This is a genomic window from Clostridium celatum DSM 1785 (assembly GCF_000320405.1).
Taxonomy (GTDB): domain Bacteria; phylum Bacillota; class Clostridia; order Clostridiales; family Clostridiaceae; genus Clostridium; species Clostridium celatum.
The window spans coordinates 1-16532 of the sequence record NZ_KB291645.1 but is presented as its reverse complement, the minus strand read 5'-3'; the positions used below and the strand labels follow the sequence as shown (position 1 = coordinate 16532).

Sequence of the window (16532 nt, the reverse complement as noted above, 5' to 3'; positions counted from 1 at the left end):
TTTATGAATAGCTATCAAATATGGTTAATTACTAATGAAATTACTAACGCTTGTAAGATTGATTTGATAAATAAGTATAATAATGAAGAAAATATTTATAATAATATTGATAATATAATAAGAAATGAAGAGTTTAAAAAGTATAATTTAAATAAATTAAAAGAATATTCTTTAGATAAAGAAGAAGAGTTGAAAATAGAATTATTAAAAGAAGATATTAATTATGTAACATATTCTGATGAAAAATATCCAATTAAATTAAGGGAAATAAATAATCCTCCATATGTATTGTTTTATAAAGGAGATATTGAATTATTAAATTTTAATATGGCTGCAATAGTAGGTTCAAGAAAAAACTCTATGTTTGGAAAAGAGGTAACTAAAGTTATAGTATCTGAATTAAAGAAAATTAATTTTGGAGTTATTAGTGGTGTTGCATATGGTATAGATTCTATAGCACATAGAGAAATTTTAAGGCTAAATGGGAAAACCATTGGAATTTTAGGTTGTGGAATTGATATCATATATCCTAAAATAAATAGAGATTTATATACTAATATAATTAAAGATGGATTATTAATATCAGAATTTTTACCAGGAACTAAGCCATTATCTTATAACTTTCCAAGAAGAAATAGAATTATAAGTGGATTAAGTGAAGGTGTTATAGTTATAGAAGCCTCTAATAAAAGTGGTTCATTAATAACAGTAAATTATGCTTTAGAGCAAAATAAAAATGTAATGGCGGTACCAGGGAGTATTTTTAATGAAGGAAGCAAGGGATGTAATTTGTTAATAAGAGATGGTGCATTTCCTTTTTTAGAAAGAGAAGATTTATATTCTTTTTTTAATATAACTAAAGTCAAAGAAAATAATATAGGGAAAAATAGTATTGAAAATCAATTATTAAATGTAATACAAAAAGAGCCTATTCATATAGATAAAATAATTGAAAGTGTAAAAGTTGACAGAATAGCTTTATTTGAGTTATTATTTGAACTGCAAAACAAAAATGAAATTATTTGCCTTCCAGGTAATTATTATGCGAAGATAAGTTAAATTTTTAGGGGGTGAAAACTCCTGAGAGGATATAGGAGTTGATGGTATGGGACAAAATCTTGTTATAGTTGAGTCGCCTGCAAAAGCAAAGACAATAGGGAAATATTTAGGTAAAAATTATATAGTTGAAGCTTCTATGGGACATGTAAGAGATCTGCCTAAAAGTAAATTAGGTGTTGATATAGAAGATAACTTTACTCCGAAATATATAACTATTAGAGGAAAAGGTGAACTTATAAGTAAATTAAAAAAAGCAGCTAAGAAAGCTGATAAAATATATCTGGCAACCGACCCTGATAGAGAGGGAGAAGCCATATCTTGGCATCTAGCTAATATTTTAAAGATTTCAGAAGATGATGCATGTAGAATAGTTTTTAATGAAATAACTAAAACTGCAGTTAAATCATCAATAAAAGAAGCAAGAAAAATTAATTTGAATTTAGTAGATGCACAACAAGCAAGAAGAATAGTAGATAGATTAGTTGGATATGAAATAAGCCCTATATTATGGAAAAATGTAAAATGGGGATTAAGTGCAGGTAGAGTTCAATCTGCTGCATTGAAATTAATTTGTGATAGAGAAGAAGAAATTAAAGCTTTTGAGGCAAAAGAGTATTGGACAGTTGATTGTATATTAAAAAAGGAAAGAAAAAAGTTCCCAATAAAATTAACTAAATACGAAAATAAAAAAATTGAAATAAATAATGAAGAAGAGGCCAATAAGATAATTGAAAACTTAAAAGGTAATGAGTTTAAGGTGCATAAGGTTAAAAAAGGAAAGAGGGTTAAGAATCCGCTTCCTCCATTTACAACTAGTACCCTTCAACAAGAAGCTTCAAGAAAGCTTAATTTTATAACAAAAAGAACCATGTCTATAGCACAAGCACTTTACGAAGGGGTTGATGTAAAGGGATATGGAACAGTAGGGCTAATTACTTACATGAGAACTGACTCAGTAAGAATATCAGAAGAAGCTCAAGAAAAAGCAATTGATTTTATTAAGGAAAATTATGGCGATAAGTATATTCCAGAAAAGTTAAGAGTTTATAAAGGTAAAAAGAATATACAAGATGCTCACGAAGCTATAAGACCATCACATATAGATATTACTCCAGAAAAGGCAAAGGAAAGCTTAACTCCAGAGCAATATAAATTATATAGCTTAATTTGGAAAAGATTTATTGCAAGTCAAATGGAATCATGTGTATTAAATACAAATAGCATTGATATAGTTAATGGAAAATACAATTTCAAGGCATCAGGATCTAATATAGATTTTGATGGATTCATGAAAATATATGATTATACTACAGAAGATGATGAAAATGATGTAGCTTTACCAATACTTGAAGAAGGTGAAGTTTTAGATGCAGCATCAATAGAAGGGAAACAACATTTTACTCAACCGCCAGCGAGATATACGGAAGCATCTTTTGTAAAATTATTAGAAGAAAAAGGAATAGGAAGACCAAGTACTTATGTTCCAACTATTTCTACAATTTTAAGCAGAGAGTATGTAGTTAGAGAGAAGAAAAATCTAATTCCAACAGAACTTGGATTTATAGTTAATAATATATTATCAGATTATTTTAAACAAATAGTTGATGTTGATTTTACTGCAGATATGGAAAGAAAACTTGATGATATTGAAGAAGGAAATGAAGTATGGACTAAAGTTGTGGAAGAGTTCTTTGCTCCTTTAAAAGTTGCTATTGATAAAGCAGAAAAAGAAATATCAAAGGTAGTTATTGAAGATAAGGTAAGTGATGTACCATGTGATAAATGTGGTAGAATGATGGTTATTAAGAAAGGTAGATATGGAACATTCTTAGCATGCCCTGGATATCCAGAGTGTCAAAATGCAAAACCAATAGTTGAAGAATTAGATGTACCTTGTCCTAAGTGTGGAGGAAAAGTCCTTGTAAAGAGAAGTAAGAGAGGCAAAAAATTCTTTGGATGTTCTAATTATCCAGAATGTGATTTTGTAAGTTGGAATGAACCAATTAAAGAGCCTTGTTCAGAGTGTGGTAGTTATATGACTATAAAATTCTCAAAAACAAAAGGAAAATATGCTTTATGTTCAAATAGTGAATGTGGTAATATTAAACCATTAGAAAATGAAAACGAAAAAGAAAAAGAATAAAAATCTAATTCCCATTTTAAAACTTTTGTCGAATGGATGTAAAAAATGTTGTAAAAGTTTTTTTGATATGATATTCTTAAAAGAGTATAGTATCAAAAAAATTTGAAAATTTAAAATATTCACATTTTAAGAGAAAAGCTATGATGGGGGGATGATTAAATGTCATCGTTATTAAATAAAACTAGAAGGTTAAATAAAATTTTACAAAAGGGCGGAAAAGATCCAGTAGTATTTGATGATTTATGTAAGCTTTTAAGTGAAGTTTTATCATGTAATGTTTATATAATTAGCAGAAAAGGAAAGGTATTAGGACATACTTTTTTAGAGGATTTTGAATGCGATATTATGAGGAATTACGTGATTAATGAAGGAAGATTCCCAACTTCATATAATGACCTTCTTCTTAAAATAACAGAAACTGTAGCAAATACTAAAAGCAATGGTAATTGCGTATTTAAAGGTGAAGGTGCTTGTACAGTTGCAGATAAAATTTCTACTATAGTTCCTATTATAGGAAATAGAGAAAGAATGGGGACACTATTACTTGCTAGATTTGGAGAAGAGTTTACTGAAAATGATTTAGTTTTAGCTGAACATAGTACTACTATTGTAGGAATGGAAATGTTAAGAGCTAAACAAGATCAACTAGAAGAAGAAGCAAGAAAGAAAGCTGTAGTTCAATTAGCTATAGGAACTTTATCTTATTCAGAGCTTGAAGCTGTAGAACATATTTTTAATGAACTAAATGGAAATGAAGGTCTATTGGTTGCATCTAAGATAGCAGATAAAGTTGGAATAACAAGAAGTGTTATTGTAAATGCATTAAGAAAATTTGAAAGTGCTGGAGTAATTGAATCTAGATCTCTAGGAATGAAGGGAACTCATATAAAAATATTAAATGAAAAATTAGTAGATGAGTTAAAGAAAATTAGATAGTAGAATATAAGAGTTGCTAACTAATATATAAAATATAATAATTAAAGATTTAGTTTTAAATTATTATATACTATATTAATGTAGCAACTCTTTTATATTTATGTGTTTATAAATAAAAATATAAAAAATAAATGATACATAGTATAGAAGTAACAATAAATTAATATTAAATTTTAAGGAAATAGAGTTATTATTTTATCTAACTATGGAAAGAATATAAAAAGAATATTAATTTAAAAGATTAATAAAAAAAATATTGCTAGGATAGAAAGCTTATGATATACTAACCTAGGTAACAAAATACGCACACAGTCTAATTTATAAAGATGGTGCCTTTCAGTAGGAAACTTTATAAGAATGAAGATTGTGGAGGAAAAACCAGGAGGTAACAAAATGTCAGTAATATCAATGAAACAATTATTAGAAGCAGGCGTTCACTTTGGACACCAAACTAGAAGATGGAACCCTAAGATGGCTCCATATATATTCACAGAAAGAAATGGAATATATATAATAGATCTTCAAAAGACAGTTAAGAAGGTAGAAGAAGCTTATAACTTCATCAGAGAAGTATCAACAGAAGGAAAAGACATTCTTTTCGTTGGAACTAAGAAACAAGCTCAAGAAGCTATCCAAGAAGAAGCTATAAGATCAAACATGCACTTCGTTAACAACAGATGGTTAGGTGGTATGTTAACTAACTTCAAAACTATCAAAACTAGAATCAAGAGATTAGAAGATTTACAACAAATGGAACAAGATGGTACATTTGATGTTTTACCTAAGAAAGAAGTAATCAAATTAAAAGCTGAAATGGAAAAATTACAAACTAACCTAGGTGGTATAACTAACTTAGACGTTAACAACATTGGAGCTATGTTTGTAGTTGACCCAAGAAAAGAAAAGAATGCTATATCAGAAGCTAAGATCTTAGGAATCCCAGTAGTAGCTATCGTTGATACTAACTGTGACCCAGAAGAAGTTGATTACGTAATCCCAGGAAACGATGATGCAATCAGAGCTGTTAAATTAATAACTGCTAAATTAGCTGATGGTATAATCGAAGGAAGACAAGGCGAACAATTAGCTGAGTAATTATTTTAAGAGGTAGGTGAGGGTAACTTCATTTACCTTTTACCCTAAAATAAGGTTTACATTTAATGTTAAGGAGGAATTAAGGATGATAACTGCTAAATCAGTTAAAGAATTAAGAGAAATGACTGGTGCAGGAATGATGGACTGCAAAAAAGCTTTAGTTGAAACTGAAGGAAATATAGAAAAAGCTGTTGAATTTTTAAGAGAAAAGGGATTAGCTGCTGCTGCTAAAAAAGCTGGTAGAGTTGCTGCTGAAGGTATAGTTAAGACTTTCGTTTCTGCAGACAAGAAAACTGCTGCTATGGTAGAAGTTAACTGTGAAACAGATTTCGTTGCTGCTAACGAAGAATTCGTTACATTTGCAACTAAAGTTGCAGAATTAGCTGCTAACACTTCAGCTACAACTGTTGAAGAATTAGTTGCTGAAAAAATGGATGGAGAAGCTACTGTTACTGAAGCTTTAACAGCTTTAATCGCTAAATTAGGTGAAAATATGACAGTAAGAAGATTCGTTAAATTCAACATTGAAAACGGAGCTATAGCTAGCTACATTCACGGTGGTGGAAGAATCGGAGTTATGGTAGAAGTTGCTTGTAACGTTGAAAGCGATGTATTAGAAGAAGTTGCTAGAGAAGTTTGTATGCAAGTTGCTGCTGCAAATCCTTTATTCTTAAGCAAAGAACAAGTTGATAACGAAGCTTTAGAAAAAGAAAAAGAAATCTACAGAGTTCAAGCATTAAATGAAGGAAAACCAGAAAATATCGTTGAAAAAATGGTTATGGGAAGAATTCAAAAGTACTACAAAGAAGTTTGTCTTTTAGATCAAGCATGGGTTAAGGATGGAGATAAATCAATAGCTAAATTCTTAGAAGAAAAATCTAAAGAAGTTGGTTCTCCAATAACTATCACTAGATACGCTAGATTCGAAAGAGGAGAAGGTATCGAAAAGGTTGAAGAAGACTTCGCTGCAGAAGTTGCTAAGACTATGGGTATGTAATTACCAAGAGAACACTTTTGTGTTCTCTTTTTTTAAAGAAAAGAGTACATATTATTGTAGGAGGAATTTTTTATGGCAAATTGTGCATATAAGAGAGTGATGTTAAAAATCTCAGGTGAAGCTTTATCAGGTGCAAACGGATACGGTTTTGATTTTGATGTAGTTGGAAGAATTGCAAGAGAAGTAAAAACTTTAGTTGATATGGATGTTGAAGTTGGTTTAGTTGTAGGTGGAGGAAATATATGGAGAGGTAGAAGTGGTGAAGGTATGGATAGAACTACTGCTGACCATATGGGAATGCTTGCAACTTGTATAAATGCTTTAGCACTTCAAGATGCTTTAGAAGGAATTGGTGTACATACACGTGTACAAACTGCAATAGAAATGAAAGAAATTGCAGAACCTTTTATAAGAAGAAGAGCCGTAAGACATTTAGAAAAAGGTAGAGTTGTAATTTTTGGAGCAGGTTCAGGGAACCCTTATTTCTCAACTGATACTGCAGCTGCACTAAGAGCAGCTGAAATTGAAGCCGATGTAATACTTCTTGCTAAGAATGTAGATGGTGTATATGATAAAGATCCAAATAAGTTTGCAGATGCTAAAAAATATGATAAACTAACATATATGGAAGTAATTGAACAAGGATTACAAGTAATGGATACTACTGCTACAACTTTATGTATGGATAATAATATTCCAATACTAGTTTTCGGTATTAGTGAAGAAGGAAACATTAAGAAAGTAATGGAAGGTCACAAGATAGGTACAATTGTATCTAAAAAATAGGGAGGATTGTATGATTAAAGAGTTAATAAATAATGCGGAATCAAAAATGCAAAAAACAATTTCTGTTTTAAAATCAGATTTATCAACATTAAAAGCTGGAAGAGCTAATCCAACTATGCTTGATAGAATTCAAGTTGAAGCTTATGGCGGATTATGCCCAATTTCTCAAGTAGGAAATGTTTCAGCACCAGAACCAAGAATGTTAGTAATTACTCCTTGGGATAAATCTCTTTTAAAAGATATTGAAAAAGCTATTTTAAAATCAGATTTAGGAATAAACCCTTCAAATGATGGAAGTATTATAAGATTATTAATTCCAGAATTAACTGAAGAAACAAGAAAGAATCTTGTTAAGAATGTTAAGAAAATAGGTGAAGATGCAAAAGTTGCAATCAGATCTATAAGAAGAGATGCTAATGAAAAGATTAAATCATTAAAGAAAGACGGACATATTTCTGAAGATGAAGTTAAAAAAGGTGAAGAAAGTGTTCAAAAGAAGACTGATCAATACGTTAAAGAAATAGATACATTAGTAGTAGCTAAGGAAAAAGAGATTATGTCAATTTAAAACCTGCTATATAGCAGGTTTTTTTCTTAATCATAGAGAAAAGCATTTATAAGCTTTAATTACAATTGTTAATATTAATAGTATTAGTTTGTTATAAAAAGTTGGAGGCAAGAGTAATGTTTAGTTTTTTTAAAGCTAATAAAGATGATGAAAATATAAATTTTGAACTAGATAAAGATAATATTCCAAAGCACGTAGCTATAATAATGGATGGTAATGGCAGATGGGCGAAAAATAGAAACTTGCCAAGAACCATGGGTCATAAAGCTGGAGTTGAGACTATTAGAAGAGTAGTAAAAGAAGCAGATAGATTAGGTATAAAATACATAACATTATATGCTTTTTCAACTGAGAATTGGAAAAGACCCAAGGATGAGGTAAATGCTTTAATGAAGCTTTTAGTTCAATATTTAAGACAAGAAGTAGTAGGACTTCACGAGAATAGAGTTGTACTTAGGGTTTTAGGTGATATTTCTGCTTTACAAGAAGAATGTAGAAAAGAAATAGATGACGCTATAGAATTAACAAAAGATAATAAAGGATTAGTTTTAAATGTTGCTTTTAATTATGGTGGTAGAGATGAAATAGTAAGAGCTGTAAAAGGTATAATAAATGATGTTGAAGATGGAAAAATAAAAAAAGAGGATATTAATCAAGATTTATTTTCAAACTATTTATATACAAAAGATTCGCCAGATCCAGATTTAATAATAAGACCTTCTGGAGAACAGAGAATTAGTAATTTCTTATTATGGCAATGTGCTTATTCAGAGTTTTGGTATTCTAATGTAAATTGGCCAGATTTTAAAGAAGAAGATTTACAAAGAGCAATTTATGAATATCAAAATAGAAACAGAAGATTTGGTGGAGTTTAAAATTTTTGGAGGTGAAAAGTTTGAAAATAAATAGCAGATATATAGGAGCTGTAGTATTGGCTCCATAATTAATTTTTGTATTTTTAGGTGGATTACCATTAAAGTTATTTACAATAGCATTATCAGTATGTGGTTTATATGAGTTTTACAATGCATTAAAAACTAAAAATATAAAAAGTATTCCTATAATAAGTTATATATTATTAGCAATTTATTATATATTAATAATGATTTTGAAAAGATGATGTATATTTTAGTTTTAGCCGTAGTATTATCTTTAATAATTCCAATTATAGATTTGAAGTATTCATTTATGGATGTTGCAGTAACTATCTTAGGTTTTACTTATGTAGTAATATTATTTAGTTTTATACCATTAGTTAACAATAAGGTTAATGGACAATATTTAGTATGGTTAATTTTCATTGGATCATGGCTTAGTGATACTGTAGCATATTACTTTGGAAGATTTTTTGGGAAACATAAGCTATGTCCAAAGGTTAGTCCAAAGAAGACCATAGAAGGTTCTATTGGAGGACTTTTAGGTGCTACTTTAGGATGTGGAATATTTGGTATAATAGTAAGTCCATATGTACCAGAAGTTGCTATAGTTCATTTCTTCTTAATTGGAGCTCTTTGTGGAATAATGGGTCAATTTGGAGATTTAGTTGCATCATCAATAAAAAGATATGTAGATTTAAAAGATTATAGTAATTTAATACCAGGGCATGGTGGAATATTAGATAGATTTGATTCTATTTTATTTAATGCAGTAGTAGTATTTTATTATTTAACATTTATAGTAGGTATTTAAAATTAATAAATAGTTTATATTTATATTAATTTAGGAAAGCACGAAATTAAGATATTCTTAATTTCGTGCTTTTTGGTTAAACATATAAAGCTAATATTTATGTATAACTAAAGTAAAGTTATAGTATATATATTATGATAAGAAGTTAGAGTTTCTTTTAATAATAACTAGCTTTTTATTAAATATATAGAATAGGATTTATTTAATATGAGATTTTATAATAGTTATAAGAAAAATTATCAATATGAAAAGTTACTATCATTGGTTTTATTACTTGGATTATTTATTATTTTAACTTACTTAATAAAAAATTATTTCAAACCATTTTTAACCATTATCATTTTGTCGATGCTTTGTAAACCTATAGACGATGCATTAAGAAGGATAAATATTAATGAAAAAATTTCAGGGGCATTAACCATATTAATAATAAATGTTATGATGTTTTGCTTTATTTTTTATTTTGGAAATTCAATATTTAATTTAATAGAGAAAATTTATACAAACTATTTAGGTGAAATTAGAGAGTTAATTCAAAATATAAAAAATACTATGGGTATTGATATTGAAGAAATATTGCAAAATAATAAACAAGTCTTTACATCAAATACATTTAAAAATGGATTAGTGGTTACAGGACAGGGAATATTATCATATATAGTAGCTAATATCACAGTTTATTTTTTTATTGTAGATAGAAAATTATTTTTTAGAGTGTTAAATAGAATATTACCTTATAATGTTATTTATACAATAAGAAAAAAAAGAGATAATTTACGAGAAGTATTAAAAATTGAAGTAATTTTAGTTTTTATATGTATGATAATAACAATAATTGGATTTTTAATTTTAAGAATACCTAATGCTATATTTTTAGGTGTTGTTTGCGGAATTTTAGATATACTGCCATATGTAGGAACTATAATTGTATTTATTCCAATTATAATATACAATATAATAATAAAGAAGTATCTACTAGTAATAGGATTAATAGCACTTTATTTGTTACTTCAAATAGTTAGAGAAATTTTAGAGCTAAAGTATTTAAGTTATAAATTAGATATACACCCGTTAGTAGTACTATTATCTATGTATATAGGTGCTGAAAGTTTTGGAATAATAGGTATATTAGTAGGGCCTATATATTGTTTATTAGCAAAAGATATAATTTATGAAGAGAACATTTAGGAGGTATAAATGAAAAACATATCAATTTTAGGGGCAACAGGTTCCATAGGTACTCAGACATTAGATGTAATAAGACAATCAAATGGTGAAATTAAGCTTTTTGGTATTACTGCTAATTCATCAGTTGATAAAATGAAAGAAATAATAGAAGAATTTAATCCTAAGTATGTTGGAATGATGGATGAATCTTGCTCAGAAGTTATAAAAAATTATTGTATAGAAAAAAATAAAAATATAGAAGTTTTTAGTGGAATAGATGGATTAATCAAAATTGCCACTTTAGATGAAATAGATACAGTAGTTACTTCGGTAGTTGGAATGATTGGATTAAAACCAACAATGGCTGCAATAGAAGCTAAAAAGGATATTGCTTTAGCAAATAAGGAAACTTTAGTGGTTGCTGGTGAATTAGTAATGAATAAAGCAAAAGAGATGGGAGTTAAAATATTACCAGTTGATTCAGAGCATAGTGCAATTTTTCAAAGTTTAAGTGGATATAAAAATAAAGATATAAATAAAATAATATTAACTGCATCAGGTGGTCCTTTTAGAGGGAAAAATATAGATGACTTGAAAGAAGTAACTGTAAAAGAGGCATTAAAGCATCCAAAGTGGAATATGGGACAAAAAATTTCTATAGATTCAGCTACATTAATGAATAAAGGATTAGAAGTAATAGAGGCACATTTTTTATTTGATACTAGCTATGATAATATAGAAGTAGTTGTTCATCCTCAAAGTATAATTCATTCAATGGTAGAATATAAGGATGCTAGTGTGATTGCACAATTAGGTTCACCAGATATGAGATTACCAATTCAATATGCTTTAAATTATCCAGAAAGAAAAGGTATGATAGCACAACCTATTAATTTTTATGAAATATCACAATTAACATTTGAAAAACCAGATATGGATACATTTAAATGTTTAAAGCTTGCATATAAAGCAGGAAAAATTGGAGGATTAGCTCCAACGGTATTAAATGGTGCAAATGAAGAAGCAGTTGCATTGTTATTAGAGGAAAAAATAAAATTCCTACAAATAGCTGAAATCATTGAAGAATGTATGAAAGTATTTGAAAAGCAATATAGTAATGAGTTAACGTTAGAAAATATTATAAATTTAGATAAGAGTGTAAGAGAGTATATAAGAAGTAAATGGGAGTTAGGAGTGAATAATTAATGTATATTATAATGGCAATTTTAGGCTTTAGTTTATTAATAATAGTCCATGAACTTGGGCACTTTATTATGGCTAAGGTAAATGGTATTAAAGTAGAAGAATTCTCCATTGGTATGGGACCAGAAATATTTTCAAAGCAAGGTAAAGAAACTCAATATTCATTAAGATTGTTTCCAATAGGCGGATATGTTAAAATGCTAGGGGAAGAAGAAGTTAGTGATGATGAGAGAAGTTTCTCAAGTAAATCACCTTTAAGAAGAATATCAGTGATTTTAGCTGGTGCAACAATGAATATTATTTTTGCCATAGTTGTATTTAGTATCTATTTTACTAATATAGGTTTTAGTGAACCAGTAGTAAGTAATTTTTTAGAAAGTTCGCCAGCTCAAGAAGCAGGGCTTGAAATAGGAGATAGAATTATAAAAATAGATGGATCTAAAGTATTTACAGCAAGTGATGTTTCTATAGGTATTCAACTTGCAAAAGGTAAGGAAATCGAATTACTTGTAGATAGAAATGGAATAGAGAAGGAGCTTACAATTACTCCTAATGTTGTAGAAGTTAATGGTACTACAGCATATCAAATAGGATACTATAATACAGTAGTTGAAAATCCAAGTATTGCTCAGGCGATAAAACATACTTTTAATGAAACTATTTCATTAGTAGGGCAAACATATAAGAGTTTAAAACTTATGGTTACAGGAAATGTTAACTTTAAAACAGATGTTGGTGGGCCTGTTACTATAATAAAAATGTCAGGGCAAGCAGCTAAAAGTGGTATAGCAACATTAGCATACTTCTTAGCTTTTATTAGTATAAATTTAGCTGTATTTAACTTATTACCATTCCCAGCCCTAGATGGAGGATGGACAGTTATATTATTAATAGAACTTATAACAAGAAGAAAGGTTCCAGATAAAATAGTTGGAGCTGCAAATTATGTAGGATTTATGATTTTAATAGGATTTATGATTTTAGTAACATTAAAAGATATACTATTCCCTATTAAATTATAGGAGAGATTAAAAATGGAAAGAAAAAAAACAATAAAAGTTAAAGTTGGATCTGTATATGTTGGTGGAGATTCGCCAGTTTCAATTCAGTCAATGACTAATACAGATACAAGGGATGTAGAAAAGACATTAGCTCAAATTAGAGCACTTCATATAGCTGGTTGTGAAATAATAAGATGTGCAGTTCCAGATATGAAAGCTGCAGAAGCTATAAAAGATATTTGTGCAGGTTCACCAATACCTGTAGTAGCAGATATTCATTTTGATTATAGATTAGCACTAAAGTGTGTAGAAAATGGAATTAGTGCTATTAGAATAAATCCAGGTAACATTGGAAGTGTTGAAAGAGTAAAAGCTGTTACAGAAGCTTGTAAGGAAAAAAATATTCCAATAAGAATAGGTGTAAATTCAGGGTCTTTAGAAAAAGATATTTTAGAAAGAGATGGTAAGCCAACAGCTAAAGGTCTTGTTGAATCAGCATTAAGACATGTTAAAATACTGGAAAAATTAAATTTTAATGATATAGTTATATCAATTAAATCTTCTGATGTTCCTATGATGATAGAAGCGTATAGATTAATGAGTAAAGAGTGTAATTATCCTCTTCACTTAGGGGTTACTGAATCAGGGACTGTATTTAGAGGAACTATTAAATCTACATTGGGAATAGGAACTTTACTTGCTGAAGGAATTGGAGATACTATAAGAGTATCATTAACTAGTGATCCTATAGAAGAAATTAAGGTGGCAAAGGAAATGTTAATTGCCTTAGGTTTAAGAAAGCAAGGAATGACATTTGTATCTTGTCCTACTTGTGGAAGAACTCAAATTAACCTTATAAAGATTGCAGAAGAAGTTGAAAAAAGGCTTGAAAACTGTAATAAAAATATTAAGGTTGCTGTTATGGGATGTGTAGTAAATGGTCCTGGCGAAGCAAGAGAAGCAGATATTGGTATTGCTGGTGGTAACGGTGAAGGATTAATATTTAAAAAAGGTGAAATTATAAAAAAAGTTAAAGAAGAAGATTTGATTGAAGAGTTAATGAGAGAAATAGAAAATTTATAGAAATATAGAAGGTAAGCTAAAGGAAATGCGTTAGCTTACCTTTTTAATAGTAAAGAATAAAAAAGGCTCCTAAAAATACAACGGGTTCCGTTTCTAGGTGCAAAAGTTGCTAAAAAGGTTGAAATCTCAAGAGAAATCACACTATGATTCACACATAAAATCACATAGTTGGTTTCTCTTATTTTATGGCTTAAATACTAGGAATACCATTATTTTAAATACTAATATATATTAAAAATCACATACATAATCACATATAAAATCACAGGTATTTTTAAAAAATAATAAATCTATTATCTTTGTGAATTGATATGTGATTTTACAAATAACATCTTTAATAAAAAAGGCTTTATAGAATATTTTAGTAAAATATGTTAATATAATATTAAATAAGTGATGAAGAATTGTATTAATATATTACGAATTAAATAAAAGTGGAGTTAAGAATATTTGAATTCCACTTTTTGCTATTTTAACTTTGTGATTAGGGTTGCGATTTTAGGTGTGATTTTATATGTGATTACATCACTTTGCACCTTAAAACGGAACCCGTTGCTAAAAATAGGAGCTTTTTATTATTCAAAATTAGAATTTTCGAAAGGAATAAAATAGCCTTGAGGATGAGCGCAAACAGGGCAAGCTTGAGGTGCTTCAGTACCTTCGTAAATAAAGCCACAATTAGTACACATCCATTTAATTGATTCATTTCTCTTAAAAAGTGTTCCGTTTTCAAGTTCTTGAGCATATTTATTAAATCTTTCACTATGAACTCTTTCAACTGAAGCAATTTCTTCGAAAAGAGTAGCAATTGCATCAAAGCCTTCTTCTTTTGCTATTTTACTAAATTCAGTATAAATTTCATTTCCTTCTGCAGATTCATGTTTTGCAGCAGATTTCAAAAGAACTAATGTTGAAGTTTCAACTTCAGCTGGATAAGATGCTGTAATATCTATTTCTTGGCCTGTAAACTCTTTTAATCTTTTCATAAATTCCCAAGCATGAGCCTTTTCTTGATTAGCTGTATATGTAAAGAGTTGTTCTAAAATAGCATATTTTTCATTTTTTGCTACAGAGGCAGCAAAAGTATATCTATTTCTAGCTTGACTTTCACCTGCGAAGGCACGCATTAAATTTTCTTTAGTTTTACTATTATTTAGATTAATCATGTTATCAAACCTCCAATTATATAAATTTATTATTAATCAGAGGCATGGGAAATATACGTAAATTATTTACTTAGTAAATAATTTAGTTACATAACATGAGGTTTTGATGTATTATAGAAAAGAAATAATCTATATAAAACTTAATATAATGATTGGAGAAAAATATGAAAGTAAATATGTTTATACCAAAATATATGGCAGATTTTAAATGTATAGGCTCAGAGTGTGTAGATACATGTTGTGCAGGATGGGATATAAATATAGATGAAAATACCTTTGAAAAATATGTTAATAGCAAAGGTGAGCTTAAAGAGTTAGTGCAAGGTAAATTTAGAGAAAATAAAGAAAATGAAGATTTTTTAAATAAAGGATTTATGATTCTTAAAGAACAGAATAAATGTCCCTTTTTAAATGATGATATGCTTTGTGACATACATGGAAGAATTGGTGAGGAAAATCTTTGTATAACATGCAAAAGGTTTCCAAGAGTATATAATATTATAGATGGTATATATGAAAAATCAGGTTTACCATCTTGTGAAGAAATTTGTATTAAAGCTTTTTTAAATAAAGAAAAAATGGAATTTATTGAAATAGAAGAGGATATAGATGAATCGGCAATTGAAATAAGAAGAATTATTGATACAGAAGCTTTTGAAGGAACAGATAGCTTACTTCAATATTTTTGGGAAATAAGAGTAAATTCAATAAATATAATACAAAATAGAAGTTTTTCTATTGAAGAAAGATTAAATATATTAAAGTATTTTTATAGAGAAATAGAAAAGAATTATAAAATGCTAGACTTTGAGTCTATAGAAAATATTTTAGAAGATTTTAGTGAAAATACTATAGACTTAGAGCTTTTAAAAGGTAAAGCTTATAATGAAAGTAATGAATTTTATTTAAGTCTTATAGATGAAAGGTTAATAGAAAATATAAAAGGGATAAGATTAAAAGAGTGTATTTTAGAATATACAAATGCAATTGAAGGATATGATATAAATAAATATAGCAGTGAACTTTCAAAAAAATTAGAAAAGTATTCATTTATATTTGAAAATTATTTAGTTAATCAAATATTTAAGGATTTGATTCCATTTAATAAAGGAGAAGACTTAACATTAAGTGTGGATGTATTAATAAATAGTTATAGAATAATAAAAGCTTATACAATAGGGCTTTCATTAAATTCTAAAATGCTACTAGATGAAAAAATTATTATAAAAGTTATACAAAGTTTAAGTAAGGATATAGAGCATAATAAGGTATTTAAAAATTTATTAGAATCAAAAATATAGAACGGTAAAATAACTTACTATAAATTGGTTAGTATGGAGAAATAAAAAAATTGACAATATAGATAGTATAGGAATATTATGAATAAGGAATTAATTTAATAAAATATAGATTGTTAGGTGAGGTTCCTATAGAGACAAATGCTACTGCCCAGAAAAATCTAGAGATTCCAATGGGTTAGCAGTAATCATCGCCAAGGTGATTTCTAATGTAGCTGATCAATTAAGATCTACGCTCTATAGTGCTAAAGCTCTACAAAATGAGAGTTATGATGTAAGTATAAGGCTTTTTTCTTGTAGAGAAAAAAGTCTTTTTTGTGTGTGCCCAGCATGGGCAACAA

14 protein-coding genes, 1 pseudogene and 1 riboswitch are annotated in these 16532 nt (G+C 28.3%); of the genes and pseudogenes, 14 read left to right on the top strand and 1 reads right to left on the bottom strand.

Going from position 1 to position 16532, the window contains the following annotated elements; all coding sequences use genetic code 11:
* The first annotated feature begins 3 nt into the window (after positions 1 to 3).
* The 13 genes and pseudogenes from dprA (at position 4) to ispG (ending at position 13727) form a co-directional block, all read left to right on the top strand.
* The gene (dprA, locus tag HMPREF0216_RS07865) at positions 4 to 1059 is read left to right on the top strand and encodes a DNA-processing protein DprA (RefSeq protein WP_005213331.1); all 1056 of its coding nucleotides are present in this window, start codon (positions 4 to 6) and stop codon (positions 1057 to 1059) included.
* Between the two features lie 46 nt (positions 1060 to 1105).
* A complete protein-coding gene (gene topA / locus HMPREF0216_RS07860) occupies positions 1106 to 3202 on the top strand; it encodes a type I DNA topoisomerase (RefSeq protein WP_005213329.1) in 2097 nt (698 codons plus the stop codon).
* 159 nt (positions 3203 to 3361) lie between these two features.
* Positions 3362 to 4138 carry a GTP-sensing pleiotropic transcriptional regulator CodY gene (gene codY, locus HMPREF0216_RS07855; RefSeq protein ID WP_005213327.1) on the top strand — a complete coding sequence of 259 codons (777 nt, stop codon included), beginning with the start codon at positions 3362 to 3364 and terminating at the stop codon, positions 4136 to 4138.
* A 393-nt stretch (positions 4139 to 4531) separates the two neighbouring features.
* The gene (gene rpsB / locus HMPREF0216_RS07850; protein ID WP_040419433.1) at positions 4532 to 5233 is read left to right on the top strand and encodes a 30S ribosomal protein S2; all 702 of its coding nucleotides are present in this window, start codon (positions 4532 to 4534) and stop codon (positions 5231 to 5233) included.
* Between the two features lie 85 nt (positions 5234 to 5318).
* Positions 5319 to 6230 (top strand): translation elongation factor Ts, encoded by a 912-nt coding sequence (tsf, locus tag HMPREF0216_RS07845; RefSeq protein ID WP_005213322.1) that lies wholly within the window; start codon positions 5319 to 5321, stop codon positions 6228 to 6230.
* 72 nt (positions 6231 to 6302) lie between these two features.
* Positions 6303 to 7016 carry a UMP kinase gene (gene pyrH / locus HMPREF0216_RS07840; protein ID WP_005213320.1) on the top strand — a complete coding sequence of 238 codons (714 nt, stop codon included), beginning with the start codon at positions 6303 to 6305 and terminating at the stop codon, positions 7014 to 7016.
* A gap of 10 nt (positions 7017 to 7026) precedes the next feature.
* Entirely contained in the window at positions 7027 to 7584 is a 558-nt protein-coding gene (gene frr / locus HMPREF0216_RS07835; protein WP_040419430.1) for a ribosome recycling factor, read from the top strand.
* A 116-nt stretch (positions 7585 to 7700) separates the two neighbouring features.
* Positions 7701 to 8459, top strand: coding sequence for an isoprenyl transferase (locus tag HMPREF0216_RS07830; RefSeq protein ID WP_005213317.1), 759 nt, complete (start codon positions 7701 to 7703; stop codon positions 8457 to 8459).
* A gap of 71 nt (positions 8460 to 8530) precedes the next feature.
* Positions 8531 to 9273, top strand: a pseudogene (locus HMPREF0216_RS07825) (phosphatidate cytidylyltransferase).
* 207 nt (positions 9274 to 9480) lie between these two features.
* Positions 9481 to 10461, top strand: coding sequence for an AI-2E family transporter (locus HMPREF0216_RS07820; protein WP_040419428.1), 981 nt, complete (start codon positions 9481 to 9483; stop codon positions 10459 to 10461).
* Between the two features lie 9 nt (positions 10462 to 10470).
* Positions 10471 to 11646: a 1-deoxy-D-xylulose-5-phosphate reductoisomerase gene (dxr, locus tag HMPREF0216_RS07815; protein ID WP_005213312.1), complete on the top strand. Its 1176-nt coding sequence runs from the start codon at positions 10471 to 10473 to the stop codon at positions 11644 to 11646.
* On the top strand, positions 11646 to 12665 hold the full coding sequence (locus HMPREF0216_RS07810) for a M50 family metallopeptidase (RefSeq protein ID WP_005213310.1): 1020 nt from the start codon (positions 11646 to 11648) through the stop codon (positions 12663 to 12665). Before dxr ends, HMPREF0216_RS07810 begins: the two co-directional genes overlap by 1 nt.
* A gap of 12 nt (positions 12666 to 12677) precedes the next feature.
* Positions 12678 to 13727, top strand: coding sequence for a flavodoxin-dependent (E)-4-hydroxy-3-methylbut-2-enyl-diphosphate synthase (gene ispG, locus HMPREF0216_RS07805; RefSeq protein WP_005213309.1), 1050 nt, complete (start codon positions 12678 to 12680; stop codon positions 13725 to 13727).
* Positions 13728 to 14302: 575 nt separating this feature from the next.
* Here ispG and rbr read toward each other — a convergent pair.
* Positions 14303 to 14893 (bottom strand): rubrerythrin, encoded by a 591-nt coding sequence (gene rbr / locus HMPREF0216_RS07800; RefSeq protein WP_005213308.1) that lies wholly within the window; start codon positions 14891 to 14893, stop codon positions 14303 to 14305.
* A 164-nt stretch (positions 14894 to 15057) separates the two neighbouring features.
* Between rbr and fliB the strand changes: the two genes are divergently transcribed.
* Positions 15058 to 16194 (top strand): flagellin lysine-N-methylase, encoded by a 1137-nt coding sequence (gene fliB / locus HMPREF0216_RS07795; RefSeq protein ID WP_005213307.1) that lies wholly within the window; start codon positions 15058 to 15060, stop codon positions 16192 to 16194.
* Positions 16195 to 16296: 102 nt separating this feature from the next.
* Positions 16297 to 16460: riboswitch (M-box (ykoK) riboswitch) on the top strand.
* Positions 16461 to 16532 lie beyond the last annotated feature (72 nt).

Excerpts from the sequence above, each read along its gene's own strand:
- dprA (WP_005213331.1), top strand. The coding sequence starts at position 4 with ATGAATAGCTATCAAATATGGTTAATTACTAATGAAATTACTAACGCT.
- topA (WP_005213329.1), top strand. The coding sequence starts at position 1,106 with ATGGGACAAAATCTTGTTATAGTTGAGTCGCCTGCAAAAGCAAAGACA.
- codY (WP_005213327.1), top strand. The coding sequence starts at position 3,362 with ATGTCATCGTTATTAAATAAAACTAGAAGGTTAAATAAAATTTTACAA.
- rpsB (WP_040419433.1), top strand. The coding sequence starts at position 4,532 with ATGTCAGTAATATCAATGAAACAATTATTAGAAGCAGGCGTTCACTTT.
- tsf (WP_005213322.1), top strand. The coding sequence starts at position 5,319 with ATGATAACTGCTAAATCAGTTAAAGAATTAAGAGAAATGACTGGTGCA.
- pyrH (WP_005213320.1), top strand. The coding sequence starts at position 6,303 with ATGGCAAATTGTGCATATAAGAGAGTGATGTTAAAAATCTCAGGTGAA.
- frr (WP_040419430.1), top strand. The coding sequence starts at position 7,027 with ATGATTAAAGAGTTAATAAATAATGCGGAATCAAAAATGCAAAAAACA.
- HMPREF0216_RS07830 (WP_005213317.1), top strand. The coding sequence starts at position 7,701 with ATGTTTAGTTTTTTTAAAGCTAATAAAGATGATGAAAATATAAATTTT.
- HMPREF0216_RS07820 (WP_040419428.1), top strand. The coding sequence starts at position 9,481 with ATGAGATTTTATAATAGTTATAAGAAAAATTATCAATATGAAAAGTTA.
- dxr (WP_005213312.1), top strand. The coding sequence starts at position 10,471 with ATGAAAAACATATCAATTTTAGGGGCAACAGGTTCCATAGGTACTCAG.
- HMPREF0216_RS07810 (WP_005213310.1), top strand. The coding sequence starts at position 11,646 with ATGTATATTATAATGGCAATTTTAGGCTTTAGTTTATTAATAATAGTC.
- ispG (WP_005213309.1), top strand. The coding sequence starts at position 12,678 with ATGGAAAGAAAAAAAACAATAAAAGTTAAAGTTGGATCTGTATATGTT.
- rbr (WP_005213308.1), bottom strand. The coding sequence starts at position 14,893 with ATGATTAATCTAAATAATAGTAAAACTAAAGAAAATTTAATGCGTGCC.
- fliB (WP_005213307.1), top strand. The coding sequence starts at position 15,058 with ATGAAAGTAAATATGTTTATACCAAAATATATGGCAGATTTTAAATGT.